Source organism: Mesorhizobium maamorense, from assembly GCF_044998965.1.
GTDB lineage: Bacteria > Pseudomonadota > Alphaproteobacteria > Rhizobiales > Rhizobiaceae > Mesorhizobium.
Genome location: NZ_CP173356.1, coordinates 4,137,697 through 4,155,500, shown reverse-complemented (window position 1 = coordinate 4,155,500; position 17,804 = coordinate 4,137,697). Strand labels below are relative to the sequence as shown.

Sequence of the window (17,804 nt, the reverse complement as noted above, 5' to 3'; positions counted from 1 at the left end):
GGCGAAACACATCTTGTTCAGCATTCCCGGCACGTATGCGCGTTTTCGACCCGCCAGCATTAGGGTATTGTCTGATTCCGGCGCGCCCACGCCTCCTCCCTCCGTCGGGAAAGCATCATTCATGCGGGGCAATCCGATCATCGAACCGACTGTTCGAGCACCAGGCATAAGGAGGGGTTGCGAAGACTGCTCGCACCAGGAGGTTTGCGATGATTGCGCCCATTTACAATCTGAAGCGTCAAGCCAGGCTGTTGTCCCGCGAGGAGAAGATTCCGCTCCATCAGGCGCTTGACCGTATTGCAGCCCGCGAAGGTTTTGCGAGTTGGAGTCTGCTTGCGGCCAAGGCAGCCGAGACGACGGCCGCCGGCAGGCTGTTCTCGCGGCTGATGCCCGGCGACCTGGTTCTGGTCGGTGCGCGACCAGGCCACGGCAAGACGCTGATGAGCCTCGAACTCGCGGTCGAAGCCATGAAGCGTGGCCATCGCAGCGTGTTCTTCTCGTTGGAATACACGCATCGCGATGTGCTGGACCGGTTCCGCGCCATCGGGGCAGACCCCGCCCAGTTCGACCGATTGTTCGCGTCCGACACTTCCGATGGCATCAGCGCCGACTACATCGTCGAGGTGTTGGGATCGGCGGCGCGCGGGACGCTTGCGGTCATCGACTATCTGCAACTGCTCGACCAGAAGCGGGAAAATCCGGAACTGATGGACCAGGTCCGGACATTGAAGGCTTTTGCGCGTGACAGGGGCGTGATCCTGGTCTTCATCTCGCAGATCGACCGCTCCTACGATCCGTCGACGAAGCCGTTTCCCGATATCAGCGACGTTCGGCTACCGAACCCGCTGGATCTGTCGCTGTTCAGCAAAGCGTGTTTCCTCAACAAGGGCGCGATCCGCTTCCAGCCCGCTTGAGCGTTCCAGTGGCCATCGCTATGCCTGCTTGGCCTGCGAGGGAGCATGGATCATGATCGAAATCGTCAAGCCCGGGCTCAAGCATCTGGCGTCCTACAAGGCTGCGCTCGAGCGCGGCTGGTCGCCCGACAATGTACGGCTCATGGAGGCAGCTCGCGAGCAGCTTGCCGCAATCGAGGAGGATCCGCCGGCGTTCCTGGCCAGCCTCGATGATCCCGAGGCCAAGGGGCCGCCGATCACCTAGCCTGACGGCAGACAGGTCCCGCGCCTGCCGGGCTTCAGGCGCTGGATGTGGGACGGCGAGACGTCAGGCTCGATCGGCCTGCGCTGGCAGAAGGGCACGTCGGCGCTGCCGCCGCACGTGCTTGGCCATATCGGCTACGCCGTGGTGCCGTGGAAACAGCGACGCGGCTACGCGACGGAAGCGCTGCGGCTTATGCTGGATGAGGCGAGGGCGGTCGGCCTGGCTCATGTCGACATCACCGCAAAACCTGGCAATCCGGCTTCGCACAAAGTGATCCTGGCCAACGGCGGCAGACTGGTCGAACGTTTCCTCGAAGATGCCGCCTATGGCGGAGCGGAGAGCCTGCGGTTCCGCGTCGATCTGTAATGCGTTGGAGCTGCGCAGCCGCCGGGCGAGACATGACTGTTCATCGCGTCGTGCTTGCGCCGGTGGACGCCCGGATCAGGCATTATCGGTGGTGGATGTCCTGACGCGGATAATCTACTCAGCCGCTGCCGTCAGCGGTGGCGTGGCGTTGCTGCGCCACTCCCAGATGTGCGAGGCGAGCGCCACCGCGACTGCGACCAGCATCGCCACAGCGCCAAGCAGCGGCAGGCTGCGATAACCGTAGCCGCCATTGAGCATGGCGGCACCGAGCGATGCCGCGAGCGCTATACCGACATTGAAGCCGGATGGGATCAGCGAGGAGGCCAGGTTCGAGGCATCCGCAGTCCAGGACAGGATGCGGGTCTGGATCGGCGTACCGATGGCAAAGTTGAGGCCGCCCCAGATGACGATCGCCACGACCATCGGCACGGGATAGGGGCTGACGGCATAGATCACCGCAAGCGTCACCGCCTGCAGGGCCAGCATGGTGATCAGCGAGGGCATCAGCTTCCAGTCGGCTAGCCTGCCGCCGAGGAAGACGCCAAGCGTGGCGCCGACGCCATTGAGCAAGAGCACCCAGGGCACCAGGTTCTCGTCGAGGCCGGTGATCTCAAGCAAAGTCGGGGTGATGTAGGTGAACAGGCCGAACTGGCCGATCATCAGCATGAGCATCAGGATCAGCGAGGTCCAGACCTGCTGGCGGGCAAGCACGCGGACCTCGCGGGCGAGGCCGGCGGGTTTGGCCTGATAGCCTGCGGTGCGCGGCAAAAGGGCTGCCATGGCAAGCGTGGCCGCCACGCCCAATGCGCACATAACCCAGAAGGTCGCGCGCCAGCCCCAGATGTTGCCGATGGCAGTGCCCGCTGGCACGCCGATCACGTTGGAGACAGTGAGGCCCGACAGGATGACGGCCACCGCCATGCCGCGCTGGTCCCCGCGCACCAGCCCGACCGCAACCACCATGGCGACGCCGAAATAAGCGCCATGCGCGACTGCGACGGCAATGCGCAGAAGCAGCATCGAGGTGAAGTCGGGCGCCAGCGCGCAGGCCGCCTGACCGATGGTGAAGGCGACCGCCAGGCCGAGCAGCAAGGTTTTGCGCGGCAAGGACTTGGTCGCAAGTGCCAGAAGCGGACCGCCGATGGCGATGCCGCAGGCATAGCCGGAGACGAGATAGCCCGATGTCGGAACCGAAACGCCAAGCCCTTGCGCCACCTGCGGCAGCACGCCGGCGATGACGAATTCGGTGGTGCCGAAAGCGAAGGCAGCGATGAACAGGGCGATGAGCGGAAGCGACATGGCGGGAATTAAATCCTCGAATGCAGGCCTCAAACCACGGATGCGCGCTGCCGGCAATCCAGAAATCTTTGTCGCCGCTTTAGCTTTTCTTGATCTCCGGGTTCAAAATCTTGACCCCGGGTTCAGAACGGGGTCTTGCGTCCATAAGGAACCTTCAACCATGCCCGCTCATGAAAATAATAGAGCAGCGACTTGGTGAAGACTTCTGTCACGCCGATGGCGGCCGCCAGCTTGACGCTTCCGGTCACCACCAGCGAGATGATCATCGTATCGATGGTGCCGGTCACGCGCCACGAAAGCGCCTTGGCGAAACTGCGCGAATGGGTGTCCATCGATCTCCTCCGAAAGCTTTGGCTGATATGCCTAGCCCGAGCGATGGAAACGCGGCAATGGCAATTTTGCCGCCGAAGGACCGACGCCATGCAATTCTGCCGCAATACAATTTTTTCGACAGAGTGCGGCGCTCTTCCTTCTGCCCTTGTTTGTTGGGAGGTGGCGTCGCAAAGCGAGGTGGGATGAGGTGTCTCAAAGAAGGGAGAGATGTCGTTGATCAGCTCGCCTTCAACCTGGATCCACCGAGGAGGCCGCGTTCTTCCAGCACGGGATAGGCCATCGATGCCAGCAGCGAGTTGATCTGTTTGAGATCGCGGATGGTGTCGAGATGGATCGAACTGGTCTCGACGCTTTTGGCAGTGCCTTCGCGCAGCCGCAGGAAATGGCTGGTGCTGGTCTCTTTTTCGGCGTCGCGCAGCCGTTCCTTCTCCAGCACCAATTGGCGAGCCGTCTCGGCATCGCGCGACACCAGCACGTTGAAGGCAAGCCGCGCATTGGCGAGCACCGAAGCGTGGAAGGCGCACAGCTCGCTCCAACCCTCGTCGGTGAATTCCAGTCCACGGTCGAACTTCTTCTTCACATGTACCAGCATGTTGCGCACGATGATGTCGCCGACCTGCTCCAGCTTGACGCAGGCGCCGATCAGTTCCTGGCAGCGCAACGCCTCGTCCTCGGTCAGCGGGTTCTTGGTGACCTTGGCGAGGTAGAGCTTGATCGCCGCGTGCTTGCGGTCGACGCGGTCGTCAAGGGCGGCCAGCGCCTTGATCTTGTCGGCATCGGCGCTCTCGTAGAGCTCGATGATGCGCTTGAGCATGATCTCGACCGTCTCGCAGACCCGCACCACCTCGCGGGTGGCATTGGCCAGCGCCTGGCTCGGCACGTCGAGCGCGCTTTCGTTGAGCGCCGAGAGTTCGACGACGTCGAGCGTGGCGGCTGGCGCCTTGGTGCCGAGCGCCACGATCTTCTCCGAGGCGCGGTAGACGAGACCCGCCAGCGGCAGGCCGGCGAGCAGGATCAGCACGTTGAACAGGATGTGGGCATTGACGATCTGGTCCGCTGCCGTCGCGCCAAGGAACGCGAAATGCGGCCTGAAGATCATGACCAGGATCAGCATGACCAGCGAGCCAAGCCCGCGCATCAAGAGGTTGCCGATCGGCACGACGCGCACTTCGGGGCCGGAGGAGCGGGTCAGCATGGGCGCGATGATCGACGAACCGAGATTGACGCCCAGGATGAGGACGACGCCGAGTTCGGGCGTGATCAGGCCGCGGCCCGCCAGCGTCGCCATCAACAGGACCGCGGCGATGCTCGATTGGAACAGCCAGGTGATCAGCGCCGCCAGCAGATAGGCGGTGATGGAATCGCCGGAGAAGTAATTGATGATGACCGGCATCAACTGGCTGTTGCGCAGCGGCTCGGATGCCTGACCGATCATTTCCAGCGACAGGATCAAAAGGCCGATGCCGACCAGGATGCGACCGGTCTGGCGCCAGTCGCGCCGCTCGGTGGCCATGAACATGACCGTGCCGGTGATCAGGCAGAGCGGCACCAGCAGCGTGAGATCGAAGGTGAGCAGCTTGACCACCAGAGCCGAACCGATCTCGGCGCCGCGCACGGCCAGTTGCCCGGCCGCGCCCGAGACGATGCCGGAGCCCGCGAAGGAGCCGACCAGCAGCGTGACGGCGGTGGAGCTCTGCAGCGCTATAGCGAGGCCGGTGCCGGCCAGCACCGCCATGACAGGATTGCGCATGGTGGCGCGCAGCTTGTGGCGCAGCACGTCGCCATAGGCGCGCTCGACGCCGGTCTTCACCATGCGCGTGGCAAACAGCATCAGCGCCACGGCGCCGGCCAGATGCAGAAGAACCACGGAGCCGCTCATTGCGGCGCACCGATACGGACAAAGCGGGCGACACGGGCAGCGCGGCGGCCAGGGGAAAGACGAGGGGTGCGAATCATGATCATGGCGTTGGCCGATAATAGCTCGAATATTTTAGCCGGATAATAAAAATTTGTCGATTCAAGGGCTGCCGGCGCGCGACGGGGGCGTGTCGGAGAATGGACGGATACCGAAATGGTTGCATGAGCCTCGCCGCCCTGACGCCGCGGATCGGCCGGTGTTGCCGCCCGCCCTTCGCCCGGAATTTGCGAGGACGTTCAACCAATCGGCGTAAAGCTTCGAATTTATTACGGAATTGTAATGCTCATGTTCAGTTTCGGTTCATTCTTCGACGGCTATTTCTGCGGCATCGACAACCAAGGAGATTCCTTCATGAAGCGCATTGTTCTTTCCGGTCTTGCTTTCTCGATGCTGGCCGCCACGTCCCTGACGGGCCAGGCCGCAGCGCTCAATGCGCCGGTCGCGCCGCAGTCGAACTATACCAATGTCGACTGGCAGAAGCCCACCAACCGGGATGTCAGGAAGCGCGTCATCCAGAAGCGCGTTATCCAGAAGCGCATCATTCAAAAGAAGGTCGTCGTGAAGCGGAACAACTGGCGCAATGGCCAGAAATATTCCGGCTGGCGGCAGCATCAGCCGGTCCGCGATTATGGTCGCTACGGCCTGCATCGTCCCGGCCGTGGCCAGGAATGGATCCGCGTCGGCAACGACTATGTGCTGGTCGGCGCCCTCTCCGGCATCATCTTTGGCGCCATCGCCGCGCAGTAAAGTCCCGATAGTGCCAGACTGGAGGAAGGGCGGCCGCAACGGCCGCCTTTCCTTTTGCCCTGTGGAAACCGGGCATCGTCAGCATTAGGGGTCGCCGGATTTCGCGGGCATGATTATATGGGGGATAAACGAGTTCCCCGATGCGCTTTCCGCCCGCCTTCCTCGACGAGATACGCGACCGCGTGCCGATTTCGCAGCTCATCGGCCAGCGCGTCGCCTGGGATCGCAAGAAGACCAATGCGTCGCGCGGCGATTATTGGGCCTGCTGCCCATTCCATGGCGAGAAGAGCCCGTCCTTCCATTGCGAGGACAAGAAGGGCCGCTACCATTGTTTCGGCTGCTCGGTTTCGGGCGATCACTTCAAGTTCCTGACCGAACTTGACGGACTGAGCTTTCCCGAGGCGGTCGAGAAGATCGCAGACATGGCCGGCGTGCCGATGCCGGTTCGCGACGTGCAGGAGGAGCGGCGCGAGAAGGAACGCGCCAGCCTCACCGACGTCATGGAAATGGCGACTGCCTTTTTCCAGGAGCGGCTACAGGGCGCGGAAGGCGCCAAGGCCCGTGCGTATCTGCGCGACCGCGGACTGACGCCCGCGACGCAGCATGCTTTCCGGCTGGGCTATGCGCCCGACAGCCGCAATGCGCTGAAGGAGCATCTGGCCGCAAAGGGCGTGCCGAAGGCCGATATCGAGGCCTGTGGGCTGGTGCGCCATGGCGACGACATTCCGGTCTCCTATGACTGGTTCCGCGACCGCATCATGTTCCCGATTCCGGATTCGCGTGGCAAGATCATCGCTTTCGGTGGGCGAGCGCTGGCGCCGGATGCGCTCGCCAAATACATGAACTCGCCCGATACCGAGCTCTTCCACAAGGGCAACGTGCTCTACAATTTCGCCCGCGCGCGAAAAGCGCTGGCCAAGGGAGGCACGGTCATCGCCGTCGAAGGCTATATGGATGTCATCGCATTGGCGCAGGCCGGCTTCGAGAATGTCGTCGCGCCACTCGGCACGGCGCTTACCGAAAACCAGCTCGAACTGTTGTGGCGTATGGCCGCCGAGCCGGTGCTGTGCTTCGACGGCGACAAGGCCGGGCTGAAGGCCGCATGGCGGGCCGCCGACATGGTGCTGCCCGTAGTCCAAACCGGGCGCACGGCGCGTTTCGCGCTGCTGCCGGAAGGCAAGGATCCCGACGACCTGGTCAAGGCGGAGGGGCCGGATGCCTTCCGCGCCGTGCTGGCGGAAGCGCGTCCTCTTGCCGATCTTTTATGGATGCGCGAGACGGCGGGCGGCGTCTTCGACACGCCGGAGCGGCGGGCCGAACTGGAGAAGCGGCTGCGCGAACTGACCAGCCGCATCCGTGATGAAAGCCTACGATATCACTACCAGCAGGAGATGCGCGAGCGCGTGCTGAGCTTCTTCGGTTCTCAGCGCGCAACGCGGCAAGGTCGTCCGGACTGGAAACCGGGGCAGGGCAAGGCGCCGGCTCCCGGCGGACAATTCGCTAAAGCCGGCGGTGGTCGCATCGCCATCACGGAAAGCCTCGGCCAGTCGGCACTGGTCAAGCGCGGCAACGAAGGAATGTCGGTGCGCGAAGCGACGATTATCGTGGCACTGGTCAACCACCCGGCGCTGATCGACGAGAATTTCGCCCATGTCGAGTTCCTTGATCTCGCCAACTCCGAGCTGAGGCGGCTGCACGGCGCCATCCTCGACGCGATGGCGCATGACATGGCCAATGACCGCCAGGCCGTGGTGGCGACGATCGAGCGCGCCGGCTGCGCCGAGATCTGGGAGCGTGCCGTCGGCCTGATCAGGCGGGCGCGGCAGTGGCCGGCGCTGGAGACGGCAGCGCTCGAGGACGCCCGCGACGCTCTGAACCAGGCGCTGCACTTGCAGCGTAGCGCGCGCACCTTACATAAGGAGCTGAAACAGGCGGAAGCGGCGATGGATGCGGATCCTTCGGACGAGAATTTCCGCCATCTGATCGAAATTCAAGCGCAATTTCGGGATGTACAAGCGACGGAAGCGCTGATCGAAGGTTTCGGTGTTTCGTCGGGCAGGGCTGGTCGGGCCTGAAGCATGGATCCGAAAAGCGGGACCCGGTTTTCGGGAACGATCATACTCCAGCAGAAGAAAGGCGGAGCTCATTTCGGCCCGAGGGTTGGGACGGGCTCATGCCAGCAAGTGCAGGAATGACGGCGTTGTCATGGATCTTCTAGAGCCGGACCGCGCTAAGTCGGGTAATTGATTCGCTTTTTTCATGCGAATCATGCGAGAGGCGCTTGACCTTCCGGCAGAATGGCGGAATCAGGACGATTCGAAACGTTAACCCGCACCCGCGTCGACGGGAAAAGCAGCGATGTGAGGTCTTGGTCACTGGACAGGCAGCCAGCCTGCCACAGATATCAGGGTTAATCTGGACTTAATGCATGTCGCCCAAAAATGGAAACCGGTTTTGGGCGACGACAGGGCACCAACAAAGAGATGATGCAGTTATTGGCCCGGTGAAGCGCGTTGCAAAAGCGAGCCCAGCCGATTTGACCGGTCCGACAGCTTGCGCGGCCTCGATGTCGGGCCGCTAGGAGAAGATAAAGACTATGGCGACAAAGGAAAAGGAAGAGGTCGAGACCGAACGCGAAGGCGCCACCGATGGCCCTCTGCTCGACCTTTCCGATGATGCTGTCAAGAAGATGATCAAGGCCGCCAAGAAGCGCGGCTATGTCACCATGGACGAGCTGAATTCGGTGCTGCCCTCCGAGGAAGTGACCTCCGAGCAGATCGAGGACACGATGGCGATGCTGTCCGACATGGGTATCAACGTCGTCGAGGACGACGAGCAGGGCGAAGAGGCCGAGGCCGGCGACACCGCGGCGGATGCCGAGGAAGACGCCAACGAGCTGGCCGAGCAGACCGGCACCGCCGTCGCCGCCACAACCACGAAGAAAGAGCCGACCGACCGCACCGACGATCCGGTCCGCATGTACCTGCGCGAAATGGGTTCGGTCGAGTTGTTGTCGCGCGAGGGCGAAATCGCCATCGCCAAGCGCATCGAGGCCGGCCGCGAGACGATGATCGCGGGCCTGTGCGAAAGCCCGCTGACCTTCCAGGCCATCATCATCTGGCGCGACGAGCTCAACGAATCCAAGATCCTGCTGCGCGAGATCATCGACCTCGAAGCCACCTATGCCGGCCCCGAGGCCAAGCAGGCGCCGGTGGTGGAGCGCGTCGAGGAAGCGCCTAAGGTCGAGGAAAAGCCGCGCCGCGGACGCGACGATGAAGACGACATCACCAATGTCGGCGCTGACACGCGCGGCATCGGGGATGACGACGAGGAGGACGAGGACGAGGCCAGCCTGTCGCTGGCGGCAATGGAAGCCGAGCTGCGCCCGCAGGTCATGGAAACGCTCGACGTCATCGCCGACACCTACAAGAAGCTGCGCAAGCTGCAGGATCAGCAGGTCGAGAACCGGCTGGCCGCGGCCGGCACGCTGTCGCCCAGCCAGGACCGCCGCTTGAAGGAGCTGAAGGACCAGCTCATCAAGGCGGTGAAGTCGCTGTCGCTCAACACGGCGCGTATCGAGGCGCTGGTCGAGCAGCTTTACGACATCAACAAGCGCCTGGTGCAGAACGAGGGCAAGCTATTGCGTCTCGCCGAAAGCTATGGCGTGCGCCGCGAGGAGTTCCTGAAGGAATATCAGGGCTCCGAGCTCGACCCGAACTGGACGCGCTCGATCGCCAATCTGACCTCGCGCGGCTGGAAGGAGTTCACCAAGAACGAGAAGGACGCGATCAGGGACCTGCGCGCCGAGATCCAGAATCTGGCCACGGAAACGGCCATCTCGATCCTGGAATTCCGCAAGATCGTCAACCAGGTGCAGAAGGGCGAGCGCGAAGCGGCTATCGCCAAGAAGGAAATGGTCGAGGCCAATCTGCGCCTCGTAATCTCCATCGCCAAGAAATACACCAATCGCGGCCTGCAGTTCCTTGACCTGATCCAGGAAGGCAATATCGGCCTTATGAAGGCCGTCGACAAATTCGAGTATCGCCGCGGCTACAAGTTCTCGACCTACGCGACATGGTGGATCAGGCAGGCGATCACGCGTTCGATCGCCGACCAGGCGCGCACCATCCGCATTCCGGTGCACATGATCGAGACGATCAACAAGATCGTGCGCACCTCGCGCCAGATGCTGCACGAGATCGGCCGCGAGCCGACGCCGGAGGAACTGGCCGAGAAGCTCGCAATGCCGCTCGAAAAAGTGCGCAAGGTGCTGAAGATCGCCAAGGAGCCGATCTCGCTCGAAACGCCGGTCGGCGACGAGGAGGATTCGCATCTGGGCGACTTCATCGAGGACAAGATGGCGATCCTGCCGATCGACGCGGCGATCCAGGCCAATCTGCGCGAGACCACCACGCGCGTGCTCGCCTCGCTGACGCCGCGCGAGGAGCGTGTGCTGCGCATGCGCTTCGGCATCGGCATGAACACCGACCATACGCTCGAGGAAGTCGGCCAGCAGTTCTCGGTCACCCGCGAGCGTATCCGCCAGATCGAAGCCAAGGCATTGCGCAAGCTCAAGCACCCGAGCCGCTCGCGCAAGCTCAGAAGCTTCCTGGATAGCTGAGGCCTACCGATTGCGAAGAGATCAAGGGCGCCCATCGTGGCGCCCTTTTTCTTTGGCGCTCGCCATTGCGGCACGCGCCCCTAGGGAGGATAATTTGGTGTCGGATGCATTTTTCTGGGCGACAACCCGGGAAGCCCGCCCCGGTCAAGGCCGTGTCGACATCTCCATGGCCTGAGTACCGTGCTCCGTGGCCCCGGAGGAGGCGTGCCATGACGACTTACATCATGCTGATGAACTGGACCGAGCAGGGCGCGAAGAACGTGCGCGAATCCCCCAAGCGCCTCGATGCCGCCAAGACGCAGTTGGGCGAGATGGGGGGATCGTTCAAGTCGTTCTACCTGACCATGGGCGAATTCGACATGGTGGCGGTGGTCGAAGCGCCCGACGATGCGGTGCTGGCGCGTTTCGCGCTGATGCTGGCCGCGGGCGGCAACGTCAAGTCACGGACCCTGAAGGCTTTCCCGGAGCTTGCTTACCGCGAGATCATCTCGTCGCTTGGATGATGCAAATCGGGACGTTCCGGAGCCGATGAGCAGGTGCCGGCTCGACGGCGCCTTGCGGCAAGACGGTGCGCTCCATCGTGATAGAGTGCAGCCAGCGGAGATCGCGATGAAGAAAGTTTCGATATTGGCTATCAGCCTTGCCGCGTGGTCGTCGATGCCGATCGATGCCCACACTGCCCCGCAAAAACCGGTCGGCATGTCCAATCCCGCATCGGTCCATTGCGGAGAGATCGGCGGGCGCCTGGTGATCAAGAAGGACAAGGCTGGCAATGAATATGGATTTTGCCGCTTGCCCAATCGGCGGCTGTGCGAAGAGTGGGAGCTGTTTCGCGACAACAAATGCGTCGGGCCGAAGACGGTGATGGGCCTGAAGTGATCGACAGCAGAACCAGGCCCTTGCTGACCGTCTGGTACAACACGCGCTGCCCGGTCTGTGATGCCGGAATTGCCAGGCAGAAGCGGCGGCTGATCGAGGCGATCAAGGCCGGGCGGATCGAATTTTGCGACATCAATCATGAACCGGAAGCCTTGGCCGGATTTGGCGCTTCGCTGGAAGACATCCGCCGCCGGCTGCACGCGACCGATGCTCAGGGCAGGCTGCTGGTCGGCGCCGATGTCGCCATCGCCGTGTGGGCGCTGACGCCGGGCGAGGGCTGGCTGGCAAAGCTGCTCGGCAACGCCCTTACGCTACCGCTCGCTCGCTTCGGCTACGACCGCTTCGCCGACCTGCTCTATGCCTGGAACCGGCGCAACGGCCGCTGGTAGCGCCGGCTACTCCAATCATGATGAACGCATGTTCGCGCGCGACCGACGGGTCGGCGTCCGACAGATGCTGTTCGCTTCCGGCTCGATACATCGTAAGATATATCTTGACTCCATGCTGGCGTGCGCCTAGTTGAGATATATCGTAAGATAGAACTCAAGGAGCAATCAATGCACAGACACAATCATTTTGGCGATCGCGCCGAGCGCGTCTTCATGCACATGGCCGGCAAATTTGGCGGCAGAGGCGGGGGCGGCGGCTTTGGCCCGTTCGGCCATGGCAGGGGCGGCGGACGCGGCGGCCCGGGCGACATGTTCCGCGCCGGGCGCATGCTGGCCGACGGCGACCTCAAGCTGATCACGCTGTCGCTGCTGGCCGAGGCGCCACGCCATGGCTATGACATCATCAAGGCCTTGGAGGAGCGCACCAGCGGCATCTACAGCCCGAGCCCGGGCGTGGTCTACCCGACGCTGACCTTCCTGGAAGAGGCAGGCTATGCCGTGTCCTCGAGCGAAGGCAACAAGAAGGTGTTTTCGATCACCGAGGCCGGGCAGGCACATCTTGCCGACAACCGTGAGATGATCGACGGCGTTCTAGACCATCTCGAGCGCTTCGGCCGCAAGATGGCCAAGGCGCGCGACTGGTTCGGCTGGAACGACGATAGTGAGGATCGGCGCGACGGCCGAGGCGGCCGTTCGGAAAAGCGCGATGAATTCCGTGCGCTGCGCCACCGGCTGCGCGCCGCGCTGAGCGACATCGTCGATGCGCCGGCGGACAAGCAGGCCGAGGCGATGAGCATCCTCGAAGACGCCGCCGCGGCGCTCGAAGCGCTGTCGCGCAAATAACCCGGCTTCGGTCCAACCGGCACGGCCCTTGCCCGTCCCAGCAAGGAGCGATAGTGAAATTCATCCTGCGCCACATTATGTGGTGCGGGATGAATGCTGTTGGAGGAAGCCCGATGTCTTTTCTGAAGCGTCTTTTCGGCGGTGGCGGTGATGAAGCGGCCGAGCCAAAGAGCGCCGCACCGGCCAAGCAGGTGGAGCACAAGGGTTTCACGATCAGCGCCACGCCCTATAAGGCCGATGGCCAGTACCAGACCTGCGGCGTCGTCTCCAAGGACGTCGACGGCGTCCTGAAGGAACACAGATTCATCCGCGCCGACCGCTTCGCCGGGTTGGACGACGCCGTCGACATCTCGATCAAGAAGGGCATCCAGCTCGTCGACGAGCAGGGCGAGCGGATGTTCGGGTAGGCCGCCGACGAACGGCTCAAGAACTCCTGAGATCCGAGGGGCCGGTCCAGATATGGGCCGGCCCCTTCGTTTGCTCCCGCTATGCCGGCTGCAACGCTCTGCGCGGCAGTGGCGGGAAGGCGATGGCGATGCCCGCCGCACCCAGCCCGATGAGGGCCGAACCGATGAACAGCCAATGGTAGTTGGCGTAGGCGTCGAACACCATGCCGCCGGCGAGCGGGCCGAGCGCCATGCCGAGGCTGGACAGCATGGTGGCGGCGCCGAACACGGTGCCCAGGATGCGCTGGCCGAAATATTCGCGCGCCAGCACTGCGTAGAGGGGCATGACGCCGCCATAGGTGGCGCCGAAGATGACGGCCAGCATATAGAACTGGTCGAGCTGGCTGACCGAGAGATAGGCGGCGATCACCACGGCCTGGATCAACAAGCCGGCGATCAGCACCGGCTTGACGCCAAGCCTGTCGGCGAGCACGCCGTAGAGCAGACGCCCGCCAAGCCCGGCAAGGCCCTCGACGCTGTAGATCGAGACGGCGGCCATGGGCGCCACGCCGCATAGCATGGCATAGCTGACCATGTGGAAAATCGGCCCCGAATGCGCCGCGCAGCAGGCGAAGAAGGTCAGCCCCAGCACGATGAATTGCGGCGAGCGCAGCGCTTGGCCGACGCTCAGGCCGGCGCCCTCGGCAACCGGCGAGGAGCCGGTGTCGGTCACGACAGGCTTCGGTGGCTGGCGCACCAGAAGCACCGCCGGCAGGAGCAGCACCCAAGCCATGATGCCGATGTCGAACATGGCGGTGCGCCATTCATAGGCCGAGATCAGCCAGCGGGCGAAGGGCGAGATCGTCATCGGCGCGACGCCCATGCCGGCCGAGACCAGCGACACGGCAAGGCCGCGATTGGTGTCGAACCAGCCTGTTGTAAGCGCGATCATCGGTGCGAAGAAGGCGCTGGCCGCGAGCCCGACGAGCACGCCAAAGGTGATCTGGAAGGTGACAAGCGAGCCCGCGCGGCTGGCCAGCACCAAGGCCAGGCCGAGAAGCAACGCGCCGATCGTGACGACGATGCGGGCGCCGAAGCGGTCCGACAGCGCGCCCCAGGCGAAGCCGCCAAACCCCATGACCAGGAAATTGAGCGTCATCGCGCTCGATATGCCGGCGCGTGACCAACCGGTATCGAGCGCCATCGGCTCAAGGAAGATCGCCAGCGAAAACATCGTGCCGATGGCGACACAGGACATCAGCGCGCCGGCCGCGACTATGACCCAACGATAGGAAAGGTTCATGGTTTTCTCCCATGCCGTAAGGCATTCGTTGTGCGGCACGGCCTGACCTGGCCTGCCGCTTGCGTCCGAAGGACGCCGGCGCCGGCACCAATCCTACAATCCGGTTGCATTTTTTATCCAGTCCGGGATGGGCCATTTCCCGGCGCCTAGATCGGCAGTTCCGATGTGTATTTGATTGTCTGGCTGGGAACGTCGGTCTTGACGTTCTGCACGCCCCTGATGCGGCTGAGATGTTCCGACTGGAAGCGGCGGTAGTCGTCGATGCCGGCCGCCACCACGCGCACCATGGCGTCGCAGTCGCCGAGCATCAGATAACATTCCATCACCTGCGGCAGCTTGGCCACTTCGGTGGCGAAATGCTCGATCGTGTCTTCGTCCTGCGCTTTCAGCCAGATGCGGGTGAAGAAGGTCAGGCCCTTGCCGATGCGGGCCGGATTGAGCACTGCGACGTAGCGGTCGATGACGCCGGCCTCCTCCAGGAGCTTGACGCGGCGCAGGCACGGCGACGGCGACAGGCCGACTTCAGCGGCCAGCTCATTGTTGGCCATGCGCCCATCGCGCTGCAGCGCCCGCAGGATGCGCCTGTCGATCTCGTCAAGTTTCATGGCTCTAAATTCCGTTTATCTGTTGATTCATGGCATAAGATGCCAAAATCTGGTAAAAGACAACAATCTTCGCAACCAAATTGCGAGGCCTGGCGGCTATGGTTGCCCTGACATCAGCGGCATCCAACGGAACCGGCAGAGGCGGCCGCGCGGCGCGGCCGGAGGAAGATCATGAGCATTGCAGAGACCAGATCGGCGGCGGGCGGCGGACTGAACTCCGAGTTCCGGCGCGGCGTGGCCTCCTGCGCGCCCGTGCTGTTCGGCACCATCCCTTATGCGCTGGTGCTTGGTGCACAGGCCACACAAAGGGGGCTCAGCACCGCAGAACTGTCGCTGCTGACGGGACTGAACTTCGCCGGCGGCTCGGAATTCGCGGCGATCCAGCTGTGGATGTCGCCGCCGCATGTCCTGCTCATCGTCGCCATTACCTTCCTGGTCAACAGCCGCCATCTCCTGATGGGGGCGGCACTGGCGCCGTTCCTGCGCGACCTGCCGCGGCGCAAGGCGTTTTCCGCGCTGTTCTTCATGTGCGACGAAAGCTGGGCGCTCGGCCTGGCCGACGCCAAACGGCGCGCCGCCGACGGCGTCGCGCCAGCCTTCAGCCCGCGCTACTATATGGGCGCGGCACTGGCGATGTACCTGACCTGGGTGGCCTTCACCACAATTGGCGCCTTGCTCGGGCCGGTGCTGGGCGAAGCCGAGACCTACGGCTTCGACATGGCGTTCGCGGCCGTCTTCCTGGTACTGCTGCGCGGCATGTGGAAGGATGTTGCCGCTGCGCGGCCGTGGCTGGTCAGTCTGATCATCGCGGCGCTGACCTACCTTTTCGTTCCCGGCGCCTGGTATGTAGCGGCGGGCGCGCTGGCGGGGCTGGTCTCGGCCTGGCTGTTGTGGAGGGATGAGGCATGATCGACGCGCAGACGCTTCTCACCATCGTGCTGATGGCCGGTGTCACGTACCTCAGCCGCGTCGGCGGCTATGTCGTGCTGCGCAATCGGGTGCTCAGCGCGCGGGCAACGGCCGTGATGGAGGCGGCGCCCGGCTGCGTGCTGATCTCGGTGATCGCGCCTGCCTTCGTCTCGAAAAACCCGGCCGATCTTCTGGCTCTGGCCGTCACGCTGATTGCCGCCACGCGATTTTCGATGCTGCCGACCGTGCTGATCGGGGTCGCTTCGGCGGGACTGCTGCGGCACATCATTGGATAGGCCAAAAAAGGCAGGCGCGGGCGCCTGCCTTCGATCTGGTTGGCAATCAGAGCTTTTACGCGGCTGCCGCGACATCCCGGCTGGCAGCCACCACGGCGTCGACCTTGGCGGTTGCCTTGGCGAGCGCTTCGCTTACTGCGTCAGGACCCTTGGCGACGCCTTCGATGCGGATGACGTCGACGTCGGTCATGCCGATGAAGTCGAGCACCGAGCGCAGATAGGGAACGGCGTGATCGAACTGCACGGCCGCGCCTTCCGAGTAGATGCCGCCGGATGCCAGCACGATATAGACCTTCTTGCCGGTGACGAGGCCTTTGGGTCCATTTTCGCCGTAAGCAAAGGTTTTGCCGGAACGGGCGACATGGTCGACCCAGGACTTCAGCGTCGAGGAAATGTTGAAGTTGATGAAGCCTGTCGCCAGGATCACCGTGTCGGCGGCAAACAGTTCGTCGAGCACGGCATCCGAGACTCCGACCACTTCGGCCTGACGCGGCGTGCGGGCTTCGGCAGGCGTATATATGCCGGTCGCATAGTCGGTATCGATATGCGGCAGCGGATTGGCGACAAGGTCGCGCACGACAAGCGTGTTCGACGGGTCGGCTGCGAGCAGCTTCTGAGCGAATTCGGTGGCGATACGGGTCGAGTGCGAGGCAGCGCCGCGCGGGCTCGACGTGACGAGAAGAATGGACATGTTGGGTCTCTCCAGTGGAATTGGATTGTCCCGCTACATATGGGCTATCACCCATCAGATAAACTGGTATATTTTCTATATGATCCATCCATTAATTAGATATGATGATGCAGCCTAATCCGACACTCGACCAGCTTCAGATCCTCGTGGCCGTTGCCGACACCGGCAGTTTTTCCGCCGCCGGCCGCAAGCTCAACCGGGCGCAATCCGTCATCAGCTACGGCATCGCCAATCTCGAGGCGCAACTCGGGCTGAAGCTGTTCGAGCGCGAGGGCACGCGAGAGCCGCAGCTGACCGAGATCGGTCGGGCGATGCTGGAAGACGCGCGGCGGATGATCAGCGTGCTGCACCGCATACGCTCGCGCGTCGATGGTCACCATCGGGGGCTGGAGGCGGAAGTCGCGCTGTCGGTGGATGCGGCGCTGCCTTCGCCAGTGCTGGTGCGGGTGCTCAAGGCGTTCGAGGCGCAATTTCCGACCGTGATGCTGCGCCTGCACATCGGCACACTCGGCCTGATCCCCGACCATGTTGTCGGTGGCCAGGCCGATCTCGGCATTGGCGGCCTGCTGGGCGATGTCGACGTCCACTTGGTGGGCATAGGCTTCATGTCGATAGTGCTGGCGGCCGCGCCCAGCCACCCGCTGGCGCTGCTGCCCAAACCGGTAGCGATCGAGGACGCGCGCGAACACACACAACTCGTCGTCACCGACCAGTCCGAGCGTACCAAGGGGCGCGATTTTGGCGTCTTCGCCTACCGAACCTGGCGACTGACGGACCTGCGCACCAAACATATGTTGATGCGTGAGGGGCTGGGCTGGGGCGGGCTGCCGCGTTGGCTGATCGCTGACGATCTGGCTACCGGCCGTCTCGTGGAACTCGACCTCGAGCCTTTCAGGGAGGTGCGTTCGCCGCTCTATGCCATGCACCGCGCCGACCGCAGCCCGAAGCCGGCGGCGGCCTGGCTGATCGACCAGTTCAAGCGCCAACTTGGCTGCTTCAACGAGTTCGAGCCGGGCGAGGTGCCCGACGAAGAGCCGGAAATTTCCAGCGCACAGATTTGA

General features: G+C 63.3%; 18 protein-coding genes and 1 pseudogene. 13 read left to right on the top strand and 6 right to left on the bottom strand.

The features are described 5' to 3' along the window. Window positions 1–209 precede the first annotated feature (209 nt). Both ACIU1A_RS20725 and ACIU1A_RS20720 read left to right on the top strand, forming a co-directional pair. Window positions 210–914 (top strand): DNA helicase, encoded by a 705-nt coding sequence (locus tag ACIU1A_RS20725; protein WP_404925157.1) that lies wholly within the window; start codon window positions 210–212, stop codon window positions 912–914. A 52-nt stretch (window positions 915–966) separates the two neighbouring features. Beyond that, window positions 967–1,524, top strand: a pseudogene (locus ACIU1A_RS20720) (GNAT family N-acetyltransferase). 114 nt (window positions 1,525–1,638) lie between these two features. Here ACIU1A_RS20720 and ACIU1A_RS20715 read toward each other — a convergent pair. From ACIU1A_RS20715 to ACIU1A_RS20705, 3 genes are all read right to left on the bottom strand, one after another. Beyond that, window positions 1,639–2,823 (bottom strand): MFS transporter, encoded by a 1,185-nt coding sequence (locus ACIU1A_RS20715; RefSeq protein ID WP_140555985.1) that lies wholly within the window; start codon window positions 2,821–2,823, stop codon window positions 1,639–1,641. A 122-nt stretch (window positions 2,824–2,945) separates the two neighbouring features. Further along, entirely contained in the window at window positions 2,946–3,155 is a 210-nt protein-coding gene (locus ACIU1A_RS20710; protein ID WP_140495915.1) for a DUF2061 domain-containing protein, read from the bottom strand. Window positions 3,156–3,373: 218 nt separating this feature from the next. Then, complete coding sequence (locus ACIU1A_RS20705) at window positions 3,374–5,035, bottom strand: Na/Pi cotransporter family protein (RefSeq protein ID WP_404925156.1); 1,662 nt, start codon at window positions 5,033–5,035, stop codon at window positions 3,374–3,376. A 390-nt stretch (window positions 5,036–5,425) separates the two neighbouring features. On the opposite strand from ACIU1A_RS20705, the gene ACIU1A_RS20700 reads away from it, so the two are divergent. The 8 genes from ACIU1A_RS20700 (at window position 5,426) to ACIU1A_RS20665 (ending at window position 12,960) form a co-directional block, all read left to right on the top strand. Then, entirely contained in the window at window positions 5,426–5,821 is a 396-nt protein-coding gene (locus tag ACIU1A_RS20700; protein WP_404925155.1) for an RcnB family protein, read from the top strand. A gap of 140 nt (window positions 5,822–5,961) precedes the next feature. Then, window positions 5,962–7,896: a DNA primase gene (gene dnaG / locus ACIU1A_RS20695; protein ID WP_404925154.1), complete on the top strand. Its 1,935-nt coding sequence runs from the start codon at window positions 5,962–5,964 to the stop codon at window positions 7,894–7,896. 521 nt (window positions 7,897–8,417) lie between these two features. Beyond that, complete coding sequence (gene rpoD, locus ACIU1A_RS20690) at window positions 8,418–10,442, top strand: RNA polymerase sigma factor RpoD (protein ID WP_140495911.1); 2,025 nt, start codon at window positions 8,418–8,420, stop codon at window positions 10,440–10,442. 209 nt (window positions 10,443–10,651) lie between these two features. Then, window positions 10,652–10,945 (top strand): GYD domain-containing protein, encoded by a 294-nt coding sequence (locus ACIU1A_RS20685; RefSeq protein ID WP_140495910.1) that lies wholly within the window; start codon window positions 10,652–10,654, stop codon window positions 10,943–10,945. A gap of 106 nt (window positions 10,946–11,051) precedes the next feature. Further along, window positions 11,052–11,321, top strand: a complete 270-nt coding sequence (locus ACIU1A_RS20680) for a DUF333 domain-containing protein (RefSeq protein ID WP_140495909.1) — start codon at window positions 11,052–11,054, stop codon at window positions 11,319–11,321. Between the two features lie 20 nt (window positions 11,322–11,341). Further along, window positions 11,342–11,710: a thiol-disulfide oxidoreductase DCC family protein gene (locus tag ACIU1A_RS20675; RefSeq protein WP_404927977.1), complete on the top strand. Its 369-nt coding sequence runs from the start codon at window positions 11,342–11,344 to the stop codon at window positions 11,708–11,710. 168 nt (window positions 11,711–11,878) lie between these two features. After that, window positions 11,879–12,553: a PadR family transcriptional regulator gene (locus ACIU1A_RS20670; RefSeq protein WP_140555979.1), complete on the top strand. Its 675-nt coding sequence runs from the start codon at window positions 11,879–11,881 to the stop codon at window positions 12,551–12,553. A 113-nt stretch (window positions 12,554–12,666) separates the two neighbouring features. Then, complete coding sequence (locus tag ACIU1A_RS20665) at window positions 12,667–12,960, top strand: HlyU family transcriptional regulator (RefSeq protein ID WP_140495907.1); 294 nt, start codon at window positions 12,667–12,669, stop codon at window positions 12,958–12,960. 79 nt (window positions 12,961–13,039) lie between these two features. Here ACIU1A_RS20665 and ACIU1A_RS20660 read toward each other — a convergent pair whose 3' ends face one another. Both ACIU1A_RS20660 and ACIU1A_RS20655 read right to left on the bottom strand, forming a co-directional pair. Then, window positions 13,040–14,242 carry an MFS transporter gene (locus ACIU1A_RS20660; protein WP_404925153.1) on the bottom strand — a complete coding sequence of 401 codons (1,203 nt, stop codon included), beginning with the start codon at window positions 14,240–14,242 and terminating at the stop codon, window positions 13,040–13,042. A 146-nt stretch (window positions 14,243–14,388) separates the two neighbouring features. Continuing rightward, the gene (locus ACIU1A_RS20655; RefSeq protein WP_140524836.1) at window positions 14,389–14,847 is read right to left on the bottom strand and encodes an Lrp/AsnC family transcriptional regulator; all 459 of its coding nucleotides are present in this window, start codon (window positions 14,845–14,847) and stop codon (window positions 14,389–14,391) included. A 171-nt stretch (window positions 14,848–15,018) separates the two neighbouring features. Between ACIU1A_RS20655 and ACIU1A_RS20650 the strand changes: the two genes are divergently transcribed. Beyond that, a complete protein-coding gene (locus tag ACIU1A_RS20650) occupies window positions 15,019–15,756 on the top strand; it encodes an AzlC family ABC transporter permease (RefSeq protein ID WP_404925152.1) in 738 nt (245 codons plus the stop codon). Next, window positions 15,753–16,052: an AzlD family protein gene (locus ACIU1A_RS20645; RefSeq protein ID WP_140495903.1), complete on the top strand. Its 300-nt coding sequence runs from the start codon at window positions 15,753–15,755 to the stop codon at window positions 16,050–16,052. Before ACIU1A_RS20650 ends, ACIU1A_RS20645 begins: the two co-directional genes overlap by 4 nt. A gap of 55 nt (window positions 16,053–16,107) precedes the next feature. Here the strand turns inward: ACIU1A_RS20645 and ACIU1A_RS20640 are convergent, their stop codons facing one another. After that, on the bottom strand, window positions 16,108–16,743 hold the full coding sequence (locus tag ACIU1A_RS20640; RefSeq protein ID WP_404925151.1) for an FMN-dependent NADH-azoreductase: 636 nt from the start codon (window positions 16,741–16,743) through the stop codon (window positions 16,108–16,110). A gap of 107 nt (window positions 16,744–16,850) precedes the next feature. Between ACIU1A_RS20640 and ACIU1A_RS20635 the strand changes: the two genes are divergently transcribed. Beyond that, window positions 16,851–17,804, top strand: coding sequence for a LysR family transcriptional regulator (locus ACIU1A_RS20635; protein ID WP_140516731.1), 954 nt, complete (start codon window positions 16,851–16,853; stop codon window positions 17,802–17,804).